This is a genomic window from Paraburkholderia sp. JPY465 (assembly GCF_050436725.1).
Classification (GTDB): Bacteria; Pseudomonadota; Gammaproteobacteria; order Burkholderiales; family Burkholderiaceae; genus Paraburkholderia; species Paraburkholderia youngii.
Genome location: NZ_JBNDMT010000003.1, coordinates 3,476,167 through 3,497,895, shown reverse-complemented (window position 1 = coordinate 3,497,895; position 21,729 = coordinate 3,476,167). Strand labels below are relative to the sequence as shown.

Below are 21,729 nucleotides of genomic sequence, written 5' to 3'. Positions count from 1 at the left end.
CTTGTGCGGGTGCGCAATGCGCGCTCAACAGGCGCTTAATCCGCTTGTCGTGGACCGCGTTAAATCCGCAGGTTTTGGTAAACGGCCGACACGCGCCGACGTGATACTTTGTCCGCATCCTCTCGCGCCAATTTTCTGCGGTCCAGCCAGTCATGCACGAATCAGATCATCGGGCTAGATACGAAACGCGACTCGCACGCGTGCTCGACCATATCTACGATCACCTCGACGGACCGCTCGATATCGGACGGCTGGCGGAGATTGCCTGTTTGTCACCGTATCACTGGCACCGGATTTATCAGGCGATGTATGGCGAGACGGTTGCGACAACCGTGCGGCGCTTACGGTTGCATCGCGCGGCGGGGTTTCTTGCGAATAGTTCGATGCCGATTGCCCAGATCGCCGAGCGTTCGGGGTATCGCAGTTTGCAGTCGTTTTCGCGGACGTTTCGCGCGGTGTTTGGCGTGCCGCCGGCGCAGTATCGAAGGGAAGGCACTCATAGCCGGTTTCGGCCGGCGCTCTCAGGAGACGATCAGATGACGACGATTCGTGAGGTCGTGATTCGTTATGTGGAGCCGATGGAGATTCTGTCGGTCCATCATGTCGGGCCTTATATGCAGATCGGCAAGGCTTTTGATGCGTTGTTTGGGTGGCTTGCGAAACATAATCTGCTTGCGGGGCAGATGCGGATGATCGGGGTTTACTTCGATGATCCGGGGGTGGTTGAGGAAGCTGCGTTGCGGTCGAAGGCGGGGGTGTTGTTGCCGGGGCCTCTGATGGCTGAAGTGGCAGCGGGTGTTGGGGTGGGTGGGGCGGTTTCTGTCACGCGTATACGTGGTGGGCAGTATGCGGTGTTGCGGCATGTTGGACCGTATAGCGATATGCGGGCGGCTTATGAGTAGCTATACGGGAGCTGGCTCGTGCAGTCTGGACGAGAGGCGGCGGATGCGCCGGTGCTTGAGGAGTATTTGAATAGTCCCAAGGAGACGCCGCCGGCGGAGTTGGTTACGGAGATTTGTTTGCCGTTGGGGTGAGTGAGGCGGCTGGGCTGTTGTTCTCTTCCCCTGCTTGTGGGATGTTGCTGTCGCTGTGCACGTATACGTTGCGCGGGCTGCCCTGCTTCTCTGGTTTTTATAGTCTTTGTATATGTATACGTAGTAATAGTTAACAAGCGACGCGTTCGGCTGTGGATAACTTGGAAGTTCGTTTACGGATCAATGCGCTGCGGAATCGATAACCCTTGGGAGCGCGGGCGGACAGGTTAACGGAGCCAGGGAGAATTTTTTGTCGGCCTGTAAACGTTCCACTTTTATCAAGATTTCACCCACAATGTGTTCGGCTGCTTTTACAAAAGTTGTCCAGAGGGGGATGTGGATAAGTTGCGCTCGATCGTTTTAGATGCACAGCAAGAATCCATCCGAAAGAACGAAATTGCGGACACTTCAAAGCGTCGCAAACCTCTCACGAACTCAGCTAGTGGACCACATCGGCCGATCGCCTCGAAAAGTGGTCACAATGCTTACTAGCAAGATAAGTTGTTGCAGAGGTAACCTTTGCGTCTCGAGGTGGCACTCTGCACGAGCTTCGGTCGCCATAACGCAGTTGTATAGTTTAGCTTCACTTCACACGGAGACGGTCGTGTCCTTTCCATTTTCCATCACCGTTTTTGCGACAACCGGCGATCCACAGGGTATCCGCCATGTCGACAAATCGAACTGGTCAGGCTCGGGTGTCGTGTTTCCCAAGGAGTTGTTCGCCCAACTTAAGCATGAGCCTGGGTTCAATCAGGCCGGGGTGTACATCCTTGTGGGTAATGCTTCCGAAGAAACGATATACATTGGCGAAGCTGACCCCGTCGGCGAACGGCTCAAGAACCATGTCACAAACAAAGAGGGATGGGTTTGGGGCGTCTATTTTTTTGATCGGCTTCACAAGATAGGAAAAACCGAAGTCCAGTTTCTGGAGTACGCGATGATTGCGCGTGCGAAGCAATTTGATCGAGCGATTCTTTTAAACAAAAATGTTCCTACTTCTCCCACAATGTCTCTTGTGTCGAAGGCCACTGCGCAGGCATTTCTCGAGGACATATATTTAATCCTGCCGATGCTCGGCATTAATGCATTTACGCCGCCAAAGCTAGGCGATGCACCGGATGAACAAGTTCAGGCGGCGACGAGTAATCCTTTAACCGCCGAACAGTTCGACACAATCGTCATTCCGGCCAGGCAGGAAGGATTCAAACAGGAATTCATCGGCCAAAACCGCTGGTTTGCCATTCGCATTAACGCAAAGCATATTCCAAAACTGAAGTACATTGCGGCTTATCAAGTCGCACCCGTAGGGGCGGTTACTCACATCGCAGAAATTGCATCAATCGAACCCTACGCGGATAGCGGCAAATACATGTTGAGGTTTAAGGGCCCTGCGACTGCAATCGGCCCCATCCCCCGCCTCGAGAATAGCGAAGTCAACATGCAATCAGCACGATATGCGCTGAGACAAAAACTTTTGAACGCGGGAGATCTTGATGGGATATGGGCTTAGGAAATGTGAGGATCTCTGAAATGGCGAAGACGTCATTGGCCATATCGTGAACGGGACATGACTGGAAAAGAGAAAACTTATGCCAGATTTTAGCGCTGGTGCGTGGTGCTCCATCGTGACGAACGTACGCCCGCTCAAACGTCACGATATCGGTTCATTGTCACGTATGCCGAAGCAACAACGGATGACCTACTAATGAAAACGGGCCCATAAGTTTCTCCAACTTATGGGCTCGTTTTTCTCACGTAATGCGGCTATCTACACCAACCAACTGTAGATGGGCGCAAAACTTGAGAAACGCAGCCTTGTTCGGCAAGGCTCTCCAGCGGATGCAAACGCATAACGTAAGAACGTGCGACGCATAAGCAAAGAGTTTGCAGCCTCGGCTTCTTGAGTGCGGGGTGGCCGAGACTTCGAGAACGAACGTATACCATCACTACGCGTCGTTGTCTTCCGCAACGCAACCTCAAAAACTAACCATCAGACATGTCGATTTTAACGAATTCCGTGAGCGGGAGAATCAGTTCTATGCGGCCGGCAGGAGTCGTCCTGGCCATCACGAATGCTGCTCGTCAGCCCGTGAAGCAGCGACGAGTCGAGGATAGCATCGCTGCACGCGCATCCGGCGAAACCACTATGCGCGCGTCGCACCAGGTTACGAAACGAAAAAGTGGACTTCACGTTCAGCTAAAGTGCAAACCACCCGAGGAATTTGACTTGCACTCAATTGTTCGGAACTTGAAGCCACCATCGGTCCGAAAAGCTTGAGACACACGACCGTCGCCAATGCGCGCAAACAGTCCGATAGAAGTCGTACCTGGGCACGCTGCATCCTGTGTGTATTCCATGCTTACGAGGATTCTTGTCAGCACGGAGGATGCGACAGAGGTGTTCAAAATCACGAATTGAAAAGACAATATCGCCGATGCCCAAAGCAAGGTGCCAATGGGTGCAAGTAGCGCAACATTCTGTCTGTGATGAACAGTGTCGGGGTCATCGGCAATCTTGCGCCCGGTTCTGAGCCGACGCCAGAATTCACCTACCTCACAGGCAATCGGCACAGAAAAAGTGAGGTGCCTGACAAAGGTCCCCAAGACTTGTTGAGAAGTAAGCGGCTCGTGCCGGCCGTTATAGACGGTGGCTGAGGGCGACATCAAAGTGATGCCCATCATTTCCAATCTGATGGGCACCACTTTGACACAGTCTGCGGAGAAGAAGCCTGGTTCCCGGACGGGACGCCCGAACTACCCACGGGAGCTGCGTGAGCGACTGGCAGCAGCAGCTTGCGAGCCTGGCGTATCAGTCGCGAAGCTGGCCCGGGAGAATGGCATCAACGCGAACATGCTGTTCACCTGGCGGCGGCGATATCTGGCCGATCAGCAAGCTCGATCTGCCGGGCTCATTCCGGTCGTATTGCTCAGCGACACGCCGACGGAGGTCATTGCGTCAGCTCCGGTAGAGCCGCAAGCGCAAGGCGCGAAGTCCGCGTCACCTGTCGGCACGATCGAGATCCGGATCGGTCGTGCGGTGGTTAAAGTGGATGGCCTGGTTGACGCGGATATGCTGCGGATCGTGCTGGGTAGTCTGCGCTCATGATCTCCCTACCGGCAGGCACGCGCATATGGATCGCTGCGGGCGTTACTGATATGCGCTGCGGGTTTCAGGGGTTGGCCGCAAAGGTACAAACAGCTCTTGAGGAGAACCCGCTGGGCGGCAACGTCTACATCTTCCGGGGCCGTCGCGGCGATCTGGTAAAGATTCTCTGGGCAACGGAGGACGGAATCTGGCTGCTCGCGAAGCGGCTTGAACGAGGCCGTTTTATATGGCCCAAGGCCGACGGTGGCAAGGTCCATCTGAGTTCTGCACAACTGTCGATGCTGCTTGAGGGCATCGACTGGCGACAGCCCCGCCGCACCGCCGCATTATCGATGTTGTAAACGGCGAGGCAGACTCGTAAACTACGGCGCATGTCGAACGGCGCCGATCTCCCTGACGATATCGAACTGCTGAAGGCCTTGCTGGTCGAGGCCCGTAGTCTGCTTGCCGAACGCGATGTCGAGATTGAGCAGCTCAAGGCGCAGATCGACAAGCTCAGACGCATGCAGTTCGGTCGCAAGTCCGAGCAGCTGCAGCGGCAAATCGAGACGCTCGAGACTCAACTTGAGGATCTGGCCGCCGGGCGCGGCGTTGTGGATGTGCAGCGTGCGCAGGCCCTCGGTGCAAATGCGTCCACCTCGAACACAACGGCGGACGAAGCGGCTTCCAGGCAAGCGCTTCCCGCGCATCTGCCGCGCGAGGATCATGTGCTCGAGCCTGAATCAAGCTGCCCTGATTGCGGTCAACCAATGCAGGCGCTCGGCGAGGACTCATCCGAACAACTCGCCCGGGTTGCAGCGGCGTTCAAGGTCATTCGCACGATCCGGCGCAAACTGGTTTGCCCGTGCTGCAGCACTATCACGCAGCTGCCGATGCCTGGGCTGCCGATCGAGCGGAGCATCGCCCATCCGAGCTTGCTGGCAGACATCCTCGTCTCGAAGTATGCAGACCACCAGCCGTTGTACCGGCAATCGACGATCGCGGCGCGCAATGGCGTGACGCTTGACCGGGCCAGTATGGGGCGCTGGGTTGGCCAGTGTGAGGCGCTGTGCGCTCCGCTAACAGAGGCGCTGCGCCGCTATACCGTGGCCGCTACCAAGCTGCACGCGGATGACACGCCGATCCCGGTGCTCTCACCGGGCAACAGGAAGACCCGTACCGGCCGGCTATGGGTCTACGTGCGCGACGATCGTCGCTCGGGTTCGGCGCAACCGGCTTCGGTCTGGTTCGCGTACTCGCCGAACCGGCAAGGCATCCATCCTCAAACCCATCTCGCCAGCTTCAAAGGGATTCTGCAAGCGGACGCGTACGCAGGCTTCGACGAATTGTTCCGCGATGGCTCGATACGCGAGGCGGCATGCCATGCCCACGCGAGGAGAAAGTTCTACGACATCCACGTGCGCACGCCGTCGGACACAACACAAAAGGCACTCGAATATATTGGCGGGCTCTACGAAATCGAGGCCTCCATTCGCGGCAGGCCAGCCGCCGAGCGGTTGCGAATACGGCAGGAGAAAGCCAGACCACTGCTTCAAATCTACGAAGCGTGGCTTAGGGCAAAGCTTGAAACGCTGTCGTCGAAGTCCGATACGGCCAAGGCGATCAACTACACGCTGAACCGGTGGAGTGCACTGACGTTGTATTGCGAAGACGGTACGCTCGAGATCGACAACAACATCGCGGAGAACGCGCTGCGTTGTGTAAGCCTGGGTCGGAAAAATTTTTTATTCGCCGGTTCAGACAGCGGCGGCGAACGGGCAGCCGCGATGTACGCATTGATTGGCACTTGCAGACTGAATAACATCGATCCGCGTGCCTACCTCGACTACGTGCTAACCCATATCGCCGGTCACAAAATCAATCGCATCGACGAACTCCTGCCTTGGCGTGTGGCCGACAAGCTGCACACACCAAGCAGTCCGCCAGATCCCTCTACCTGACTGGCAGTTCCAGTCACCATCTTGCCTTACGCGCACGCGAATGGACGAACGGCCCAGCTGAGCCGCTTACGTTGAGAAAGAAGCTTAATTAACTGAAAAAATGCCACGATAGTGAGAAGCAGTGCAAATATCTGGATCAGTCGTACTGCGGTACCTACAGAGGTCAAGAGACCCGAAAAGCTCGAAAAGTGGTCATAGGTTTCCCGGGTCAACCTGAGAACGATTCTTGCCGTATCAGCATGGCTAAGCCATAGAGCAATGGTGCTTACACCTAGATAAAAAGCTTTCCACACGGGTTTGCTCCACGTCCAACGAGCAATCAGTCGAACCGTGGCGTAGTGGTGACGCGCCGTCGCATACCCAAGTGACGCAAAGCACGCGATTGCGCCGTAGCCCGTGATGATTGACGGGGCACGTAATGCGACAAACAGTATACCGAAGGTTATTATAAGAAGAGCCGTTGCGTTGTAAGCAAAGGCCGCATCGGGAGGAAGCTTATCGAAGCGTCGCAACTCCTTCATAAGACGAGCAAACCGCCTTACGAGCCAGCGCCGAAACGGGGGCATTGAGACCAAGAATGCGCGCACGTAGCCAAGAGTGACTGCCAGCAGCAGTCCGCCCGTAACGAGTGCTTTTCCAAGGTCGAATTTGCACAACCACAACGCGAAGAGCAAACTAAACATGACAACGACCATCCAACCGACCGACGGTGGTTTCTTGTCTTTCTTCCGGAAGCTACCCTCGTCATTTGGACCGTTTTCAAACATCTACGAACCTCGACTTATTAGAGCATGGGAAGCCAATCTCACCGTGCTTCTCGACCCAATCTAGGCTATCAATAAAAAGGCCCATAAATTTCTCAACTTATGGGCCCCAAATTCTCAGGTTATGCGTCTACCTACACCAACAACCCTCAAACATCAATATTCCCCGCCCTAAGCGCATTAGACTCAATGAAAGCCCGACGCGGCTCCACATCATCCCCCATCAGCGTAGTAAAGATGCCATCAGCAGCAATAGCATCCTCAATCTGCACCCTCAGAAGACGCCGCACTTGCGGATCCATAGTCGTCTCCCAAAGTTGCTCAGGATTCATCTCACCGAGGCCTTTATAGCGCTGCTTGGACATATTCCGCTCAGCATCAGCAAGCAACCACTTCATCGCACTCTTGAAGTCGGTGACAGCCATGCTCCGCTCCCCACGCTTGATCACAGCTCCAGCCCCAATCAATCCCTTGAACGTATTGGCGGTATTAACAAGCTGCTGATAATCCGCGGTCAACTGAAACTCTTCATCGATCACGGAACTCTTCTGATTCCCATGATGCGTCCGCGCGACGCGCAGCGAGCGCAGTTCCCGCACAGGGTCATACATCGTGGTCACTGTCACATCAGGCTTCAGCGCGTCATCCCGCAGCTTCGCTTCGAGCGCGCGAGCCGAAGCCTCGGCCGCCTGCTCGCTGGAGAGATCGACAGCGACGCCATCCATCACCGCCTCGAGCGCGCCAGCGTCGTACAGACGGCTCAAACGATCGACCACCGCCTGCGCCAACAGATAAGACCGAGCCAACTCACCGAGCGCATCCCCGGTAATCGGAGTCGCACCATCGGAAGCGACCAACTCCGACCCCTGCAACGCAAGGCGAAGAATATGCGCATTAACTTCCGACTCATCCTTCAGATACCGCTCGTCCTTCCCCGCCTTGATCTTGTACAGCGGCGGCTGTGCGATATAGATATACCCGCGCTCGATCATCTCCGGCATCTGCCGATAGAAGAACGTCAGCAACAGCGTCCGGATGTGCGCACCGTCCACGTCAGCATCGGTCATGATGATGATGCGGTGATAACGCAGCTTGTCGAGGTTGTAGTCTTCCTTGCCGATCCCGCACCCAAGCGCGGTAATCAGCGTAACGATCTGCTCGGAAGACAGCAGCTTGTCGTAACGCGCCTTCTCGACGTTCAGCACCTTACCGCGCAGCGGCAAGATAGCCTGAAACTTCCGATCCCGGCCCTGCTTCGCCGACCCACCCGCCGAGTCACCCTCGACGATATAAATCTCCGACTTCGCCGGATCCTTCTCCTGACAATCCGCGAGCTTCCCAGGCAAACCAACGCCATCGAGCACGCCCTTACGACGCGTCATCTCACGCGCCTTGCGCGCGGCATCGCGCGCACGCGCCGCATCGACGATCTTGCCGCAGATGATCTTCGCGTCGCCCGGCGTCTCGAGCAGGAATTCCTCGAGCGCCTTCGCGACCACTTCTTCCACCGGCGCGCGCACTTCCGACGACACCAGCTTGTCCTTCGTCTGCGAGCTGAACTTCGGCTCCGGCACCTTCACCGACAGCACGCACGACAGCCCTTCACGCATGTCGTCGCCCGACGTTTCGACCTTCGCCTTCTTCGCGACTTCATGATCGGCGATGTACTTGTTCAGCACACGCGTCATCGCCGCACGCAAACCGGTAAGGTGCGTGCCGCCGTCGCGCTGCGGAATGTTGTTCGTGAAGCACAGCACGTTTTCGTTGTAGCTGTCGTTCCACTGCATCGCCACTTCGACGCCCACACCATCCTTCTCGCCCATGATGTGGAAGATATTCGGGTGCAGCACGGACTTGTTCTTGTTGATGTACTCGACAAAGCCCTTCACGCCGCCAACGAACGCAAAATCTTCTTCCTTGCCCGAGCGCTGATCCAGCAAGCGAATCCGCACGCCGTTATTGAGGAACGACAGTTCGCGAATCCGCTTAGCGAGAATGTCGTAGTGATATTCGACGTTGCCGAAAATCGTCTCATCGGCCATGAAATGCACTTCGGTACCGCGGTTTTCGGTCTCGCCGATCACCTGCATCGGCGACGTGACCACACCGTCGGTTTCTTCGAGCACGCGATTCTGCGGCACGCCACGGTGGAACTCCATGAAGTGCTTCTTGCCGTCACGGCGCACCGTGAGGCGCAGCCACGCCGACAGCGCGTTCACGCACGACACGCCGACGCCGTGCAGGCCGCCCGACACCTTGTAGCTGTTCTGGTCGAACTTGCCGCCGGCGTGCAGCTCGGTCATCACGATTTCAGCGGCGCTGCGCTTCGGATCGTGCTTGTCGTCCATCTTCAGGCCGGTCGGCACGCCGCGGCCGTTGTCGGTGATCGAGATCGAGTTGTCCGCGTGGATGATCACCTGGATGTCGTTGCAATGCCCGGCGAGCGCTTCGTCGATGGAGTTGTCGAGCACTTCGAACACGAGGTGGTGCAGACCGGTGCCATCCGATGTATCCCCGATGTACATTCCAGGCCGCTTGCGCACGGCTTCCAGACCTTCGAGGATCTGGATGGACGAGGCGCCGTAGCTGTTATCGGGCTGCGTATTGTTCATGTCAGTCATGGATTTTTTCCGGTTCTGCGTTACTGCGAGGTTGCTGCTCTGGACTTTTCAAAACGCCATAAAAACACCAAAGGGGCGCTGCGCCCCTTGGTGTTCTTCTTGATGTTGGACGCGTCAAATGCGCATCGGCATCACCACGTACTTGAATTCGTCGTTCTCGGGAATCGTGATCAACGCGCTGGAGCTGGCATCACCCAGGCTCACCTGCAACATGTCGACCTTCAGGTTCGCGAGCACGTCGAGCAGATACGTGACGTTGAACCCGATATCGACGCTGTCGCCGTCGTATGCGATTTCCAGTTCTTCCTGCGCCTCTTCCTGATCGGCGTTGGTCGACATGATCTTCAACTGGCCCGGCTCGACGATGCAGCGCACGCCCTTGAACTTATCCGACGTCAGAATCGCCGCGCGTTGCAGCGAGCGCTGCAGTTCTTCACGACCGATCAGGAATTTGTTCTTGTGCGACTTCGGAATTACGCGCTGGAAGTCGGGGAACTTGCCTTCCACGAGCTTCGACACGAGTTCGACCTGGCCGAACGTGAACTTGACCTGCGTCTGCGCGATGTCGATGTTCAGCGTGTCGTCGATGTCTTCGAGCAGGCGCTGCAGTTCGAGAATCGTCTTGCGCGGAATAATCACTTCCTGGCGCGCGAACGAGCCCTCGATTTTCATCGACGAGAACGCGAGACGGTGGCCGTCGGTCGCGACCGCCATCAGCTGATCGCCGTCCACCACCAGCAGCATGCCGTTCAGGTAGTAGCGGATGTCCTGCTGGGCCATCGAGAAATGGACCATGCCGAGCAGCTGGCGGAACGTCTTTTGCGGAACCACGAGGCTCGCGCCGTAGTCTTTAGCCTGAGCGACGGTCGGGAATTCGTCCGCGGCGAGCGTTTGCAGCGCAAAGCGGCTCTTGCCGGACTGCACTGTCAGGCGCTTGTCATTCAGCGTCAGCGTGACCTGGCCGTCGGGCATCGCGCGCAGAATGTCGAGGAGCTTGCGCGCCGCCACCGTGGTCGCGACCGATTCGCCGCCCACACCGAAATCGGCGCGCGTGGTGATCTGCAACTCGAGGTCGGTCGACAGGAACGACACGTCAGGACCGTTCTTCGTGATCAGCAAATTGGCGAGGATCGGCAACGTATGGCGGCGTTCGACGATGCCGCTCACGGTTTGCAGCGGCCTGAGGAGGTTGTCGCGTTCGGTCTTGACCAGTTGCATAGGGTTCCTTCGTTGATATAACGGCCTGCACGCCTTACGGGACAAGCTTTTCAGCGTGCAGCCACGGCTCCCCGCCGGCGCCCTGAAAAGCGCCCGACACGGCGTGAAATCCGCCCGTCGCCGCCGGGCGGTTAAACCTGTATTGTGCCTGAAAACGGGACCGCCTCACTAAAATGGGGGCGAGTTCGGGAATAAACAGGTCGATTTTGCAAGGCGTGATCCGGATCGCCGACGGTTTTTCATGCCGCTGCCCGGTGCTTCTGGTTTGCGGGCGCGTTTTTCCGCCACTTCGGGCCGGTTGCACCGCAAACTCATCGGGGGTTCGCCACGTTTTTGCGCCGCTTCTGCTCGCTTGCTGTCGCGTCCCTTGCCATTTCGCGTCAGGACCCGGCTGCGCCGCCGGGTTGTTGGTCCCCTGCCCATTTCTCTATCTCACAGCGCACACAGCGCTTCCCGCCGCCCACGCCCTTTTCACTGTCGCGTGCGGCCGGCCCGTTTAGCCCTTCAGCGTCTGTTCCAGCACGTGCAGTTCGTGGTTCAACTGCGCGTCCTTGCTGCGCTCGTCGGCGATCTTGCGCACAGCGTGCAGCACCGTCGTGTGGTCGCGCCCGCCGAACAGCTCGCCAATTTCGGGCAGGCTCTTCTGCGTCAGTTCCTTGGCCAGGTACATCGCGATCTGACGCGGCCGCGCGATGTTCGCCGGACGCTTCTTCGAATACATGTCCGCGACCTTGATGCTGTAAAAGTCGGCGACCGTCTTCTGGATGTTTTCCACCGAAATCTGCCGGTTCTGCACCGTCAGCAGGTCTTTCAGAGCTTCCTTGGTCAGTTCGATCGTGATTTCGCGGCCGTGGAACTTCGAATACGCGAGGATCTTGCGCAGCGCGCCCTCGAGCTCACGCACGTTCGAGCGCAGATGCTTCGCGACGAAGAACGCCACGTCCTCGTTCAGGCTCACGAACTCCGATTGCGCCTTGCGCATCAGAATCGCGACGCGCATTTCGAGTTCGGGCGGCTCGATCGCCACCGTCAGACCGGAGTCGAAGCGCGAGATCAGGCGATCGTCGATACCCGAGATTTCCTTCGGATACGTATCGCTCGTGATGATCACCTGCGCCTTGTTTGCGACCAGCGCCTCGAACGCGTAGAAGAATTCCTCTTGTGTGCGCGATTTACCCGAAAAGAACTGAATATCGTCGATCAGCAGCAGGTCGAGCGAGTGGTAGTAGCGCTTGAAGTCGTCGAACGCCTTGCGCTGGTACGCCTTCACGACATCGGACACGTACTGTTCCGCGTGGATATAGCGAATTCGCGCGCCGGGTTTGTCCATCAGCAACTGGTTGCCGATCGCGTGGATCAAGTGGGTCTTGCCGAGGCCCACGCCACCGTACAGGAACAGCGGGTTATACGAGATACCGGGGTTGTCGGCGACCTGAATCGCCGCGGCGCGGGCGAGCTGATTCGCCTTACCGGTCACGAAGTTGTCGAAGGTCAGGACGGGGTTCAGCTTCGAGCGCTCGTACATCGAGTCGCTTTCGCTGGTTGCCGCCGCACCCGCGCCTTGGCCCGGACGCCACGTGCGGCGCCCAGCGGCGGCCTCGTTCGCGTCAAGGCTCGGCAGATCGAGGTCGGCGGCATCTTCGGCGGCGCTGCGCGGATTCGCGTTTTGCGCGGCGAGCGCCGCTGCCGCGGCTGCGGGATTCGCGCGCGCGCCATGCGCTGCCTGCACCGCGCCCACAGCGGCATCCATGGCTGCGACGCCGCCGGCATTACCGCCTTGCGGCGCGGTCGAAGCCGGGCGCGCAGACGACGGAGCCGGCGCTGCGGCCGCCGGGCCGCGCATACCAGCCTTCGGATCCAGTACGAATTGCACGTCCACCGGCGCGTGCCAGAAATCGCGGGCCATATCCGCGATGCGGCCGGAGAACTGGCTCTTGACCCAGTCGAGCTTGAAGCGGTTCGGCGCGGCAATGCTCAACGTGTTCGCATCGGCGTCGAAGGCGACCGGGGCCAAGGGTTTGATCCACGTCACGTACTGCTGGGGCGTAAGCTCACGCTCCAGCAATGCGGAACAGTGTTGCCAGAATTCGTTCATCAAGTTGCTATCGTTATGGTGTGCACGGCGGTCGCCGCTGCCCCTGTCGCGCGCCCGCAACAAGGCCCTAAGCAGCCAGGCGTAACGGCCCCAGGCGCCTGTGCCACAAGGGTCTGCGGGACGAGCGTGCCGGAGCGACGTGCAACATTTTTGGGAAGTAAGGCGAGATTCTAACGCCAAAACGGACCCGGAAGTGAGTTATCCACAGGGACCGATCAGCTCGCCCGGCAAACCCCGGCTGCGCCAGATGCGGGCTAAACTATTGACGGCCAACGGAAAACCAGTTTAAATAGCGGGTTCCGCGAAAACCAATTCCAGTAAACCACCGGCCATTGCGCTTTCAGCGATGATCGCGCGGTTTTTTTCGATCAAGTGAGAGCAACATGAAACGTACTTACCAACCTTCCGTTACCCGTCGCAAGCGCACCCACGGCTTTCGCGTTCGCATGAAGACCGCTGGCGGCCGCAAGGTCATCAACGCACGTCGCGCGAAGGGCCGCAAGCGCCTCGCGATCTAAGGCAAGCGGATTGCGCGCTGTGACCGAAGCCCGCGGCGAAGCGGGAGCGGCCGGGGCGCAGCAACCGGGCTCGGTTCCGTTGCGAGCGCAAGCCGCCTTCCCCAAAGCCGCAAGGCTGCTAAAAACGGATGAATTTTCATCCGTTTTTCGTTTGCGGCCGTGGCGCCGTACCGCGCACTTCGTCGTGTACGGGCGGCCCACCGGCAACGAGGCGCGTCTTGGCCTCGTCATCGGCAAGAAGTACGCGCCGCGCGCGGCTACGCGGAATCTGGTGCGTCGGATCGCGCGTGAAGCCTTCCGGCTGCGTCGCGCGGAATTCGGCGGTTGGGATGTGCTGCTGCGTCTGCACACGCGTTTCGACAAAAAAGCTTTGCCGAGCGCGTCATCGCCGCCGTTGAAGGCGCTGTGCCGCAGCGAAATCGAGGCGTTGCTCGACAAGGCAGCGCGCGAAATTACCCGTCGTCAGGTGCCGCCCGCGGAGGCGCCCAGGACGGAATGACGCAGTGACCGCCCGCACAGCGGTCGCCGCAACGGGCATTGCGCCGGCAGCTTCAGGGCGCGGGCGTCGCCCGGTACTTCACGTTGCGCGGCGCCGTACGGCCGCACCTGCCATGCAAACGGTACTTCTCGCTTTATTGCGTTTTTACAAGCTTGCCGTCAGCCCCATGCTCGGCAACCGGTGCCGTTTTTACCCTTCCTGCTCTGATTACGCGCGCGAGGCAATCCAGTATCATGGCGCCGCGCGCGGGACTTATCTCGCCGTGAGGCGTGTTTGCCGCTGCCATCCGTTTTCCGCGGGCGGCATCGATCTCGTCCCGCCACCCACTTCTGAAAAGCGCTGACGCGCCGTTCCATCGACACTGAGACAACGCATGGATATCAAACGCACCGTCCTATGGGTCATCTTTTTTATGTCAGCTGTCATGCTGTTCGACAACTGGCAACGCGACCACGGACGCCCGTCGATGTTCTTCCCGAGCACGACGCCGACCCAGACCGCCGGCACTGCCGCGCCGGGCACAACGACGCCGGGCACCCAGCCGGCCGATCTGCCGGCCACTAACGCGGCCGCTCCCGGCAACGCGCCGGCGGCCGAGCAATCGCAACTCGTGAAGTTCGGCACAGACGTCTACACCGGCGAAATCGACACCCGCGGCGGCACATTGTCGCGCCTGTCGCTCATCAAGCAGGGCGACGGCAAGCAGCCGGATCTCGTGATCACACTGTTCGACAAGACGAACAGCCACACGTATCTGGCGCGCACCGGCCTGCTCGGCGGTGACTTCCCGAATCACAACGACGTCTTCACGCTGATGCCGAATCAGCCTACCCACCTGGCTGACGGTCAGAACTCGTTCCAGATGAGCTTCGAGTCGCCGGAAAAGGGCGGCCTCCGGGTCATCAAGACGTATACGTTCACGCGCGGCAGCTACGTGATCGGCGTCGAGACGAAGGTTCAGAACGTCGGCACCACGCCGGTGACGCCGCAGGTCTATATGGAGCTCGTTCGCGACGACCAGCCAGTCGAAACGCCGCGCTTCTCGCACACGTTCATCGGACCGGCTGTCTACACGGACGAGCATCATTTCCAGAAGATGACGTTCAGCGATCTCGACAAGAACAAGCAGAACTTCGCGGCGTCGGCCAACGACGGCTGGGTCGCGATGGTCCAGCACTACTTCGCGTCGGCCTGGATTCCGCAAGAAGGCGTGAAGCGTGACTTCTACGCCGAGAAAATCGATCCGTCGCTGTATCGCGTCGGCATGAAGCAGGCGATGCCGACCATCCAGCCGGGCCAGACCGTCAGCGTGTCCGCGCGTCTGTTCGCCGGTCCGGAAGAAGAGCAGATGCTCGCGGGCATCGCGCCGGGCCTCGATCTGGTGAAGGACTATGGCTGGGTCACGATCATCGCGAAGCCACTGTTCTGGCTGCTGTCGAAGATTCACAGCTATGTCGGCAACTGGGGCTGGTCGATCGTGCTGCTCACGCTGCTGATCAAGGCGGTGTTCTTCCCGCTGTCGGCCGCAAGCTACAAGTCGATGGCGCGCATGAAGGCGATCACGCCGCGCATGCAGGCGCTGCGCGAGCGCTTCAAGGGCGATCCGCAGAAGATGAACGCGGCGCTGATGGAGCTGTACAAGACCGAGAAGGTCAATCCGTTCGGCGGCTGTCTGCCGGTCGTGATCCAGATTCCGGTGTTCATCTCGCTGTACTGGGTGCTGCTGTCGTCGGTGGAAATGCGCGGCGCGCCGTGGATCTGGTGGATTCAGGATCTGTCGCAGCAGGACCCGTATTTCATCCTGCCGGTGCTGATGGCCGTATCGATGTTCCTGCAGACCAAGTTGAACCCGACGCCGCCGGACCCGGTTCAGGCCAAGATGATGATGTTCATGCCGATCGCGTTCTCGGTGATGTTTTTCTTCTTCCCCGCGGGTCTCGTGCTGTACTACGTCGTGAACAACGTGCTGTCGATCGCGCAGCAGTACTACATCACGCGGATGATGGGCACCTCGAAGGCGAAGCCGGCCTGATGTTCCGTCCCACGGCGCTCCGCATGGCCGCCGTGACGCAAAGCGAAAACGAAAAGCCGCCCGGTGCGAACCGGGCGGCTTTTTTCATGGTGCGGTCGAAGAAAATGCGACGGGCGGCGGCTGCGCCTACGTTTCGACGTTCACTCCTCGTCGGAATCTTCGCCGTAAAAACGCACGATCATTTCCTCGACCAGATTCCGATCCTTCGGGGTCAACGATGCGATCTTCGAAGCGAGTTCGATCGTTTCCGGTGTCGGCGGATATTTTTCGCCACGTGCCATCGGTCGTGCGCTGGCGCCGGGCGGCGGTCCGTAATGGAGCCAGTGCTCGTTGACGTTCAACCATTCGGCGAGCGTGCGCAACTTGTCCGGCTTCGGAATCGTCGTACCCGTCAGCCATTTGTGCGCGGTCTGAGGTGTCACGGGACGCTCGCCGTGATAGCGAAGATTGAACTGCTCGGCGAGTTTGGTCCCGCCGCGAATTTTCAGCGGCTCGAGCAGATCCTTCAGCCTCTTGGCGAAGGCGGCTTTTTCTTTGTCGGTCGGCATGGGCCAGATTGTGCAATTCAGCGTTCAACCAGTTGACAACCGACCAAGCTTTGTTTTCTCTTATTTGAGATAGTTTTAGCTTGCAGCGTGCGCCAGATAAAGCGTTGCGCGAATTCGATTTTTTTCATCTCTTTATTGCCTGGCTTGGCTTTGCCTGAACTGCAGGTGCTGCCAAGTCTCAATTATTCTTAAGTAGCGCGATAATAATCCTAGCTTACTTGGGATAAATCCGAGATGTTTACACGATAGGAATGCACCCTTTCGTCCGTAGCGCGCGCGTTACAATGCCTCGCGCCGACTCGACCAACGCGGCCCTGCCCTTCCCCTCCCGTTTCGCCGACTTCACATGCTCACGACCGACTCCGATCCCATCGTTGCCATTGCTACCGCATCCGGCCGGGGAGGTATCGGCGTCGTGCGGATTTCGTTCGGCCGCGCCGGCGCGGCGGCGGCCCAGCCATTGATGCAGGCGCTCACCGGCCAGATGCTCGAGGCGCGTCACGCGAGCTACGTGCCGTTTCTCGACGCGAGCGGCAATCCGCTCGATCGCGGCATCGCGCTGTACTTTCCGGCGCCGCATTCGTACACCGGCGAGCACGTGCTCGAACTGCAGGGCCATGGCGGCCCGGTCGTGCTGCAATTGGTCCTGCAGCGCTGCATCGACGCCGGCCGCGCGTTCGGTCTGCGGCTCGCCGAGCCCGGCGAATTCACGCGCCGCGCGTTTCTGAACGACAAGCTCGACCTCGCGCAGGCCGAAGCCGTCGCCGATCTGATCGAGGCGAGCACCGAGGCCGCCGCGCGTTCGGCCGGCCGCTCGCTCGACGGCGCGTTCTCGCGCGATATCCACGCGCTGGTCGAAGAAGTGATCACGCTGCGGATGCTGGTCGAAGCAACGCTCGACTTCCCGGAAGAGGAAATCGACTTCCTCGAAGCCGCAGACGCGCGCGGCAAGCTCGCGCGCATTCGCGAACGTCTCGCGCATGTGCTGAGTGAGGCGCGCCAAGGGGCGTTGTTGCGCGAGGGTCTGTCGGTCGTGCTGGCTGGGCAGCCGAACGTCGGCAAATCGTCGCTGCTGAATGCGCTCGCTGGTGCCGAACTCGCGATCGTCACGCCGATCGCCGGCACGACCCGCGACAAGGTCGCGCAGACGATCCAGATCGAAGGCATCCCGCTCCACGTGATCGATACGGCCGGCCTGCGCGACACCGAGGACGAGGTCGAGAAGATCGGCATCGAGCGCACGTGGGGCGAGATCGAGCGCGCGGACGTGGTGCTGCATCTGCTCGACGCGCGCGCCGGCATGACGACCGACGACGAAACGATCGCCGCACGCTTTCCGCGCGGCGTGCCGGTCGTGCGCGTGCTGAACAAGACCGACCTGACCGGGCTCGCGCCCGCGACGCAGGCGCTCGACGCCGATCTCGAACTCAGCGAGGTGCGGCTGTCGGCGAAGAAGGGGGACGGCGTCTCATTGTTGCGCGACGAACTGCTGCGGATTGCCGGCTGGCAGGCGGGCGCGGAGAACGTCTATCTCGCGCGCGAGCGGCATCTGATTGCATTGCGTGCGGCCGACGAACATCTGGCGACCGCCGCCGCGCATGCGGAGCAGAACGCGCAGGCGCTCGATCTGTTCGCCGAGGAGTTGCGGCTCGCGCAAGATCAGTTGAATTCGATCACGGGTGAGTTCAGTTCGGACGATCTGCTCGGAGTGATTTTCAGCCGATTCTGTATCGGCAAGTAACGCCTAACACGCTCGCCAGCGCTGTTCCGTTCTGATATAACGTCCGCGGTCGAAAAGCCGCTGCTGCCACGCAATCGAAAACGCACTCTGTCGACCAAAAACCCGGCAAATTTTTGGTACACAGCCGGGGCAAAAGTCTTAAAATCTCGGCTGTCCGAACCTAAACGACGTACAGCGTTCCGAAAGCATGCCCCGCCTCGCCACTCCGCTCACCGAATCCGAGATCCGCGCGCTCGAACCGCGCGCGACCCGCTACTGCGTCGCCGACGGCAACGGTCTCGTGATCGAAGTCATGACGACCGGCACCAAGGTCTGGCGCTTCCGCTATACGTTGAACGGCAAGCGTCAGCCGCTCGCGACGATCGGCGACTACCGGATGATTTCGCTGCGCGTCGCGCGCGCGAAGGCCCAGAGGTACGCGGCACTCGTCGCGCAGGGCATCTCGCCGGTGGCGACCGCGCGGCGCGATCGAGGTGCCGAGAGCAAGGCCGACGTGCTGCGCGAAGCGGCGGAGCTTTATGTCTCGACGGCGCTGGCCGGCAAGTCCGACGAATATCGCCGTACCACGCGGCGCGCGCTCGACAAGGACGTGCTTCCCGCGCTCGGCCACAAGCCGATCGGCGCGGTCACCGCCGACGACATCGTCGCGATCTGCGAGCGCATCAAAAGCCGCGGCGCGCCGAAAATGGCGCTGCACACGCGCAACGTCGTGAAGCGCCTGTATGCATACCTGATCGCGCGTCAGCTCGCGACCCGCAACCCCGCCGAAGTGGCGCCGGCGCGCTCGATCGCGACCTTCGACAGCCGCACCCGCGTGCTGTCCGGCGCCGAGATCGGTGTCATGCTGCGCACCATCGACACGTCGAATATCCGCCGCCCGCTGAAGCTAGCGCTGCACCTGCTGGTGCTGACGATGGCGCGCAAATCGGACCTCGTCGAATCGACATGGGCGGAGTTCGATCTCGACAACGCGCTATGGACGATCCCCGCTGCCCGCCTGAACGCGCGCGAGGACCGCATCCTACGTCTGCCGCGTCAGGCGGTTGCGCTTTTGCGCGAGCTGCAGCGCGCGCGCACCAGCGAGACGTTCGTGTTCCCGAGCGTCAGGGGCGACGATCGGCCGATCGCGAAAAGCACGCTGAACCAGGCGGTCAAGGCATTGGGGCTCGAGGTGGAGCATTTCGTGCTGCACGACTTTCGTCGCACCGCGTCGACGCATCTGCGTGACATGGAGCAGCAATCGGCCGCGGCACGCGACATCACGAATCGTGAAGCAACCGATGAAGCAGCGCGGGACAGTCGCATGCTTCAGAGTTGGGCGGACTTTGTCGATAGCCAGATGGAAATCGCACGGCAGACTGCGAACGGCACGGCTTGACGGCATCGTCATGGGTTTTGGCGTGATCTGACGCTTGCTGCCATGGCGGAATCGGGATGGTACACAGGCCGATTCGACCTTGTCCCAAAGCTGGTCAAACAAGGGAAAATCATTAAAAAATAAGGTTTCTAAAGCGCGCGAAAATGCGCCTTTATCCGCTCCTCGTGACCGTCTCACATCATCGTTCTTTCCCCGCTTCCTTCGCCTACACTGAGAGATGGATGCAAGCAGATACGGAGGTTTCGATGCCTGAATCAATGCTCGCCTATCTGATGGGGCCTGCCGTCATGCTGGTGGTCGGCTTTGCCATCTGGATGATGTCGCGTCACCGCGACCCGTCCAAACCGCCCAAGCTCGAGCGCTGGCTCGACACGCATTACGCGGAGTGGCTACATCACAAGCACTAAGGCGTGCCTCAATGGAAAAGGCCGTCGCATCGAGCGACGGCCTTTTTGTCTGCGCGTTGCCAGGCTGGATCATCCGCGCATCAGAGCCATGCCGCGTTCACCACTGCGGCTCGGGTTGCGGCTGTGCGTAGCCGTACTGTCCGGGCGGCGGTGCGCCGCACGCGACATAGGCGCGCTGATACTGGTCATAGCAATACCCGGGCGGCGGTGCCACGTAGGCCGGCGCGGGCAGATACGCGGGCTCGGCATAAACCGGCTGCGGATACGCGACCACCGGCGCCGGCGTCAACACCGAACTGACCACCGCACCCAGCACCGCGCCGCCGATCAGCGCACCCACCACGTCGCCGCCGTGTCCGTGCGCGGACGCCTGGCCCGCGACCGTCAAACTACCCGCCATTACCAACGCCACTGCGATCTTTTTCATATTGACCTCCCGCCGTTCAGGCATGGACGAATTGTCGCTGGCGCGGGCGGAAATAGATGCTGCAGTTGGTAACGGGACATTAACTCTGTAACAGGCGCATAACGTCGGATGCTTCCGCCTGCGCATGGGATCGCGCGGCGACAGCGCGGACGATTGCCGCGCTGGTCTTGTCGCGGGCGCCGACTATTATCTGACCAATGGCACTGCTCAAGGAGCGCCCCGCCTCAGCGCAACCTGACCGGCCTTTCCTGACCTTCATTCGGGCTGAACTACATGGACACCTCTAAACTGCCCCAGAACGTCGCAACGCTGCATCCCGCAGACGAAGCACAGACGCAGGCACACGCGCTCGTCGCGGAGGGTCCGCCCAATCTCGCCATCGACGACTCGTTCGCGCCTCGCCGACCCGCCGGCGGCCGAGTGCCCGATCATGGTTCTGCTGGTCGATGACCAGGCGGTCATCGCAGACGGGGTGCGCGAGGCGCTCGCCGATGAACCGGGCGTCGACTTTCACTACTGCGCGTCATGGGAAGACGCGGTGCGCTGCGCCGAAGACAAGCGCGCGACGGTGATCCTGCAAGATCTCGCGATGCCGGGCGCCGACGGTCTGACGCTGGTCCGGCAATATCGGTTGAACCCGGCCACGCGCGACATCCCGATCATCGCGCTGTCGACCAGGGAAGAGCCGCTCGTCAAAAGCGCGGCGTTCGCGGCCGGCTCGAACGATTACCTCGTGAAGCTGCCGGATCGCATCGAGCTGATCGCGCGCATCCGCTATCACTCGCGCTCTTATCTGAACCTGCTGCAACGCGACGAGGCGTACCGCGCGCTGCGGCAGTCACAGCAGCAACTGCTGGCGACGAAGCTGGAATTGCAGCGGCGCACGCATTCGGACGGTCTGACCGGCCTGTCGAACCGCCGCTACCTGGACCAGCATCTGGCCGACGAATGGCGCCGCGGCGCGCGCGACAAGACCGGCCTCGGCCTCCTGATCATCGATGTCGATCACTTCAAGGCCTATAACGACACCTACGGGCACGTCGCCGGCGACGAAGCGCTGAAGAGCGTCGCGCATAAGATCGAGGCGTGCCTCGGCCATTCACCGGATCTCGCCGCCCGCTTCGGCGGCGAGGAGTTCGCGGTGGTCGTGCCGGGCACGTCGGCGGGCGGCTTGCGCCTGCTCGCGGAAAAAATTCGCATTGCGGTCGAAGATCTCGCGATCACCCATGCGGGCTCGGCAGAGGGCGTCGTCACGATCAGCATCGGCGCGGCGATGGTGGTGCCGTCGGCGGCCGAGCCGGTCACGACGCTGATCGAGGCCGCCGGTGTCGGCCTGCATCGCGCGAAACACGACGGCAAGAATCAGGTGGCGGTGAGCGGCTGAGTCGGGCGCCGCCCTTC

At 60.1% G+C, this 21,729-nt stretch carries 18 protein-coding genes and 1 pseudogene; 13 read left to right on the top strand and 6 right to left on the bottom strand.

What is annotated here, in order from left to right; genetic code table 11:
• Positions 1 to 152 precede the first annotated feature (152 nt).
• From QFZ94_RS30770 to tnpC, 5 genes and pseudogenes are all read left to right on the top strand, one after another.
• Positions 153 to 1,034: pseudogene (locus QFZ94_RS30770) on the top strand (AraC family transcriptional regulator).
• Positions 1,035 to 1,638: 604 nt separating this feature from the next.
• A complete protein-coding gene (locus tag QFZ94_RS30765; RefSeq protein ID WP_429461529.1) occupies positions 1,639 to 2,544 on the top strand; it encodes a GIY-YIG nuclease family protein in 906 nt (301 codons plus the stop codon).
• A gap of 1,137 nt (positions 2,545 to 3,681) precedes the next feature.
• A complete protein-coding gene (gene tnpA, locus QFZ94_RS30760; protein ID WP_429459834.1) occupies positions 3,682 to 4,140 on the top strand; it encodes an IS66-like element accessory protein TnpA in 459 nt (152 codons plus the stop codon).
• On the top strand, positions 4,137 to 4,481 hold the full coding sequence (gene tnpB / locus QFZ94_RS30755; RefSeq protein WP_254346648.1) for an IS66 family insertion sequence element accessory protein TnpB: 345 nt from the start codon (positions 4,137 to 4,139) through the stop codon (positions 4,479 to 4,481). Before tnpA ends, tnpB begins: the two co-directional genes overlap by 4 nt.
• A 30-nt stretch (positions 4,482 to 4,511) precedes the next feature.
• Positions 4,512 to 6,080, top strand: a complete 1,569-nt coding sequence (gene tnpC, locus QFZ94_RS30750; protein ID WP_429461527.1) for an IS66 family transposase — start codon at positions 4,512 to 4,514, stop codon at positions 6,078 to 6,080.
• A 26-nt stretch (positions 6,081 to 6,106) separates the two neighbouring features.
• On the opposite strand, the gene QFZ94_RS30745 is transcribed toward tnpC, so the two are convergent.
• The 4 genes from QFZ94_RS30745 to dnaA form a co-directional block, all read right to left on the bottom strand.
• On the bottom strand, positions 6,107 to 6,847 hold the full coding sequence (locus QFZ94_RS30745; protein ID WP_429461525.1) for a hypothetical protein: 741 nt from the start codon (positions 6,845 to 6,847) through the stop codon (positions 6,107 to 6,109).
• 146 nt (positions 6,848 to 6,993) lie between these two features.
• Entirely contained in the window at positions 6,994 to 9,465 is a 2,472-nt protein-coding gene (gyrB, locus tag QFZ94_RS30740; protein WP_429461523.1) for a DNA topoisomerase (ATP-hydrolyzing) subunit B, read from the bottom strand.
• A 114-nt stretch (positions 9,466 to 9,579) separates the two neighbouring features.
• Positions 9,580 to 10,683: a DNA polymerase III subunit beta gene (gene dnaN, locus QFZ94_RS30735; protein ID WP_410852357.1), complete on the bottom strand. Its 1,104-nt coding sequence runs from the start codon at positions 10,681 to 10,683 to the stop codon at positions 9,580 to 9,582.
• A gap of 496 nt (positions 10,684 to 11,179) precedes the next feature.
• Positions 11,180 to 12,778, bottom strand: a complete 1,599-nt coding sequence (dnaA, locus tag QFZ94_RS30730) for a chromosomal replication initiator protein DnaA (protein ID WP_368584817.1) — start codon at positions 12,776 to 12,778, stop codon at positions 11,180 to 11,182.
• A gap of 383 nt (positions 12,779 to 13,161) precedes the next feature.
• On the opposite strand from dnaA, the gene rpmH reads away from it, so the two are divergent.
• The 4 genes from rpmH (at position 13,162) to yidC (ending at position 15,827) form a co-directional block, all read left to right on the top strand.
• The gene (gene rpmH / locus QFZ94_RS30725; protein WP_004198824.1) at positions 13,162 to 13,296 is read left to right on the top strand and encodes a 50S ribosomal protein L34; all 135 of its coding nucleotides are present in this window, start codon (positions 13,162 to 13,164) and stop codon (positions 13,294 to 13,296) included.
• A gap of 19 nt (positions 13,297 to 13,315) precedes the next feature.
• Positions 13,316 to 13,795 (top strand): ribonuclease P protein component, encoded by a 480-nt coding sequence (locus tag QFZ94_RS30720; protein WP_410852358.1) that lies wholly within the window; start codon positions 13,316 to 13,318, stop codon positions 13,793 to 13,795.
• A 112-nt stretch (positions 13,796 to 13,907) separates the two neighbouring features.
• Positions 13,908 to 14,138 (top strand): membrane protein insertion efficiency factor YidD, encoded by a 231-nt coding sequence (yidD, locus tag QFZ94_RS30715; protein WP_013091032.1) that lies wholly within the window; start codon positions 13,908 to 13,910, stop codon positions 14,136 to 14,138.
• A 30-nt stretch (positions 14,139 to 14,168) separates the two neighbouring features.
• Positions 14,169 to 15,827: a membrane protein insertase YidC gene (yidC, locus tag QFZ94_RS30710; protein ID WP_429461520.1), complete on the top strand. Its 1,659-nt coding sequence runs from the start codon at positions 14,169 to 14,171 to the stop codon at positions 15,825 to 15,827.
• A gap of 140 nt (positions 15,828 to 15,967) precedes the next feature.
• On the opposite strand, the gene QFZ94_RS30705 is transcribed toward yidC, so the two are convergent.
• Positions 15,968 to 16,375 carry an XRE family transcriptional regulator gene (locus QFZ94_RS30705; RefSeq protein WP_368584819.1) on the bottom strand — a complete coding sequence of 136 codons (408 nt, stop codon included), beginning with the start codon at positions 16,373 to 16,375 and terminating at the stop codon, positions 15,968 to 15,970.
• 346 nt (positions 16,376 to 16,721) lie between these two features.
• Between QFZ94_RS30705 and mnmE the strand changes: the two genes are divergently transcribed.
• The 3 genes from mnmE to QFZ94_RS30690 all read left to right on the top strand — a co-directional run bounded on the left by mnmE (position 16,722) and on the right by QFZ94_RS30690 (position 19,901).
• On the top strand, positions 16,722 to 18,116 hold the full coding sequence (gene mnmE, locus QFZ94_RS30700; protein ID WP_429461517.1) for a tRNA uridine-5-carboxymethylaminomethyl(34) synthesis GTPase MnmE: 1,395 nt from the start codon (positions 16,722 to 16,724) through the stop codon (positions 18,114 to 18,116).
• 187 nt (positions 18,117 to 18,303) lie between these two features.
• On the top strand, positions 18,304 to 19,494 hold the full coding sequence (locus tag QFZ94_RS30695) for a tyrosine-type recombinase/integrase (protein WP_429461515.1): 1,191 nt from the start codon (positions 18,304 to 18,306) through the stop codon (positions 19,492 to 19,494).
• A 245-nt stretch (positions 19,495 to 19,739) separates the two neighbouring features.
• On the top strand, positions 19,740 to 19,901 hold the full coding sequence (locus tag QFZ94_RS30690) for a hypothetical protein (RefSeq protein ID WP_176109870.1): 162 nt from the start codon (positions 19,740 to 19,742) through the stop codon (positions 19,899 to 19,901).
• A 97-nt stretch (positions 19,902 to 19,998) separates the two neighbouring features.
• Here the strand turns inward: QFZ94_RS30690 and QFZ94_RS30685 are convergent, their stop codons facing one another.
• Positions 19,999 to 20,328: an ecotin precursor gene (locus QFZ94_RS30685; RefSeq protein WP_429461513.1), complete on the bottom strand. Its 330-nt coding sequence runs from the start codon at positions 20,326 to 20,328 to the stop codon at positions 19,999 to 20,001.
• 430 nt (positions 20,329 to 20,758) lie between these two features.
• Between QFZ94_RS30685 and QFZ94_RS30680 the strand changes: the two genes are divergently transcribed.
• Positions 20,759 to 21,712: a diguanylate cyclase gene (locus QFZ94_RS30680; RefSeq protein ID WP_429461511.1), complete on the top strand. Its 954-nt coding sequence runs from the start codon at positions 20,759 to 20,761 to the stop codon at positions 21,710 to 21,712.
• Positions 21,713 to 21,729 lie beyond the last annotated feature (17 nt).

Coding starts and splice junctions, on each gene's coding strand:
- tnpB (WP_254346648.1), top strand. CDS start 4,137: ATGATCTCCCTACCGGCAGGCACGCGCATATGGATCGCTGCGGGCGTT.
- tnpC (WP_429461527.1), top strand. CDS start 4,512: ATGTCGAACGGCGCCGATCTCCCTGACGATATCGAACTGCTGAAGGCC.
- QFZ94_RS30745 (WP_429461525.1), bottom strand. CDS start 6,847: ATGTTTGAAAACGGTCCAAATGACGAGGGTAGCTTCCGGAAGAAAGAC.
- gyrB (WP_429461523.1), bottom strand. CDS start 9,465: ATGACTGACATGAACAATACGCAGCCCGATAACAGCTACGGCGCCTCG.
- dnaN (WP_410852357.1), bottom strand. CDS start 10,683: ATGCAACTGGTCAAGACCGAACGCGACAACCTCCTCAGGCCGCTGCAA.
- dnaA (WP_368584817.1), bottom strand. CDS start 12,778: ATGAACGAATTCTGGCAACACTGTTCCGCATTGCTGGAGCGTGAGCTT.
- rpmH (WP_004198824.1), top strand. CDS start 13,162: ATGAAACGTACTTACCAACCTTCCGTTACCCGTCGCAAGCGCACCCAC.
- yidD (WP_013091032.1), top strand. CDS start 13,908: ATGCAAACGGTACTTCTCGCTTTATTGCGTTTTTACAAGCTTGCCGTC.
- yidC (WP_429461520.1), top strand. CDS start 14,169: ATGGATATCAAACGCACCGTCCTATGGGTCATCTTTTTTATGTCAGCT.
- QFZ94_RS30705 (WP_368584819.1), bottom strand. CDS start 16,375: ATGCCGACCGACAAAGAAAAAGCCGCCTTCGCCAAGAGGCTGAAGGAT.
- mnmE (WP_429461517.1), top strand. CDS start 16,722: ATGCTCACGACCGACTCCGATCCCATCGTTGCCATTGCTACCGCATCC.
- QFZ94_RS30695 (WP_429461515.1), top strand. CDS start 18,304: ATGCCCCGCCTCGCCACTCCGCTCACCGAATCCGAGATCCGCGCGCTC.
- QFZ94_RS30690 (WP_176109870.1), top strand. CDS start 19,740: ATGCCTGAATCAATGCTCGCCTATCTGATGGGGCCTGCCGTCATGCTG.
- QFZ94_RS30685 (WP_429461513.1), bottom strand. CDS start 20,328: ATGAAAAAGATCGCAGTGGCGTTGGTAATGGCGGGTAGTTTGACGGTC.
- QFZ94_RS30680 (WP_429461511.1), top strand. CDS start 20,759: ATGGTTCTGCTGGTCGATGACCAGGCGGTCATCGCAGACGGGGTGCGC.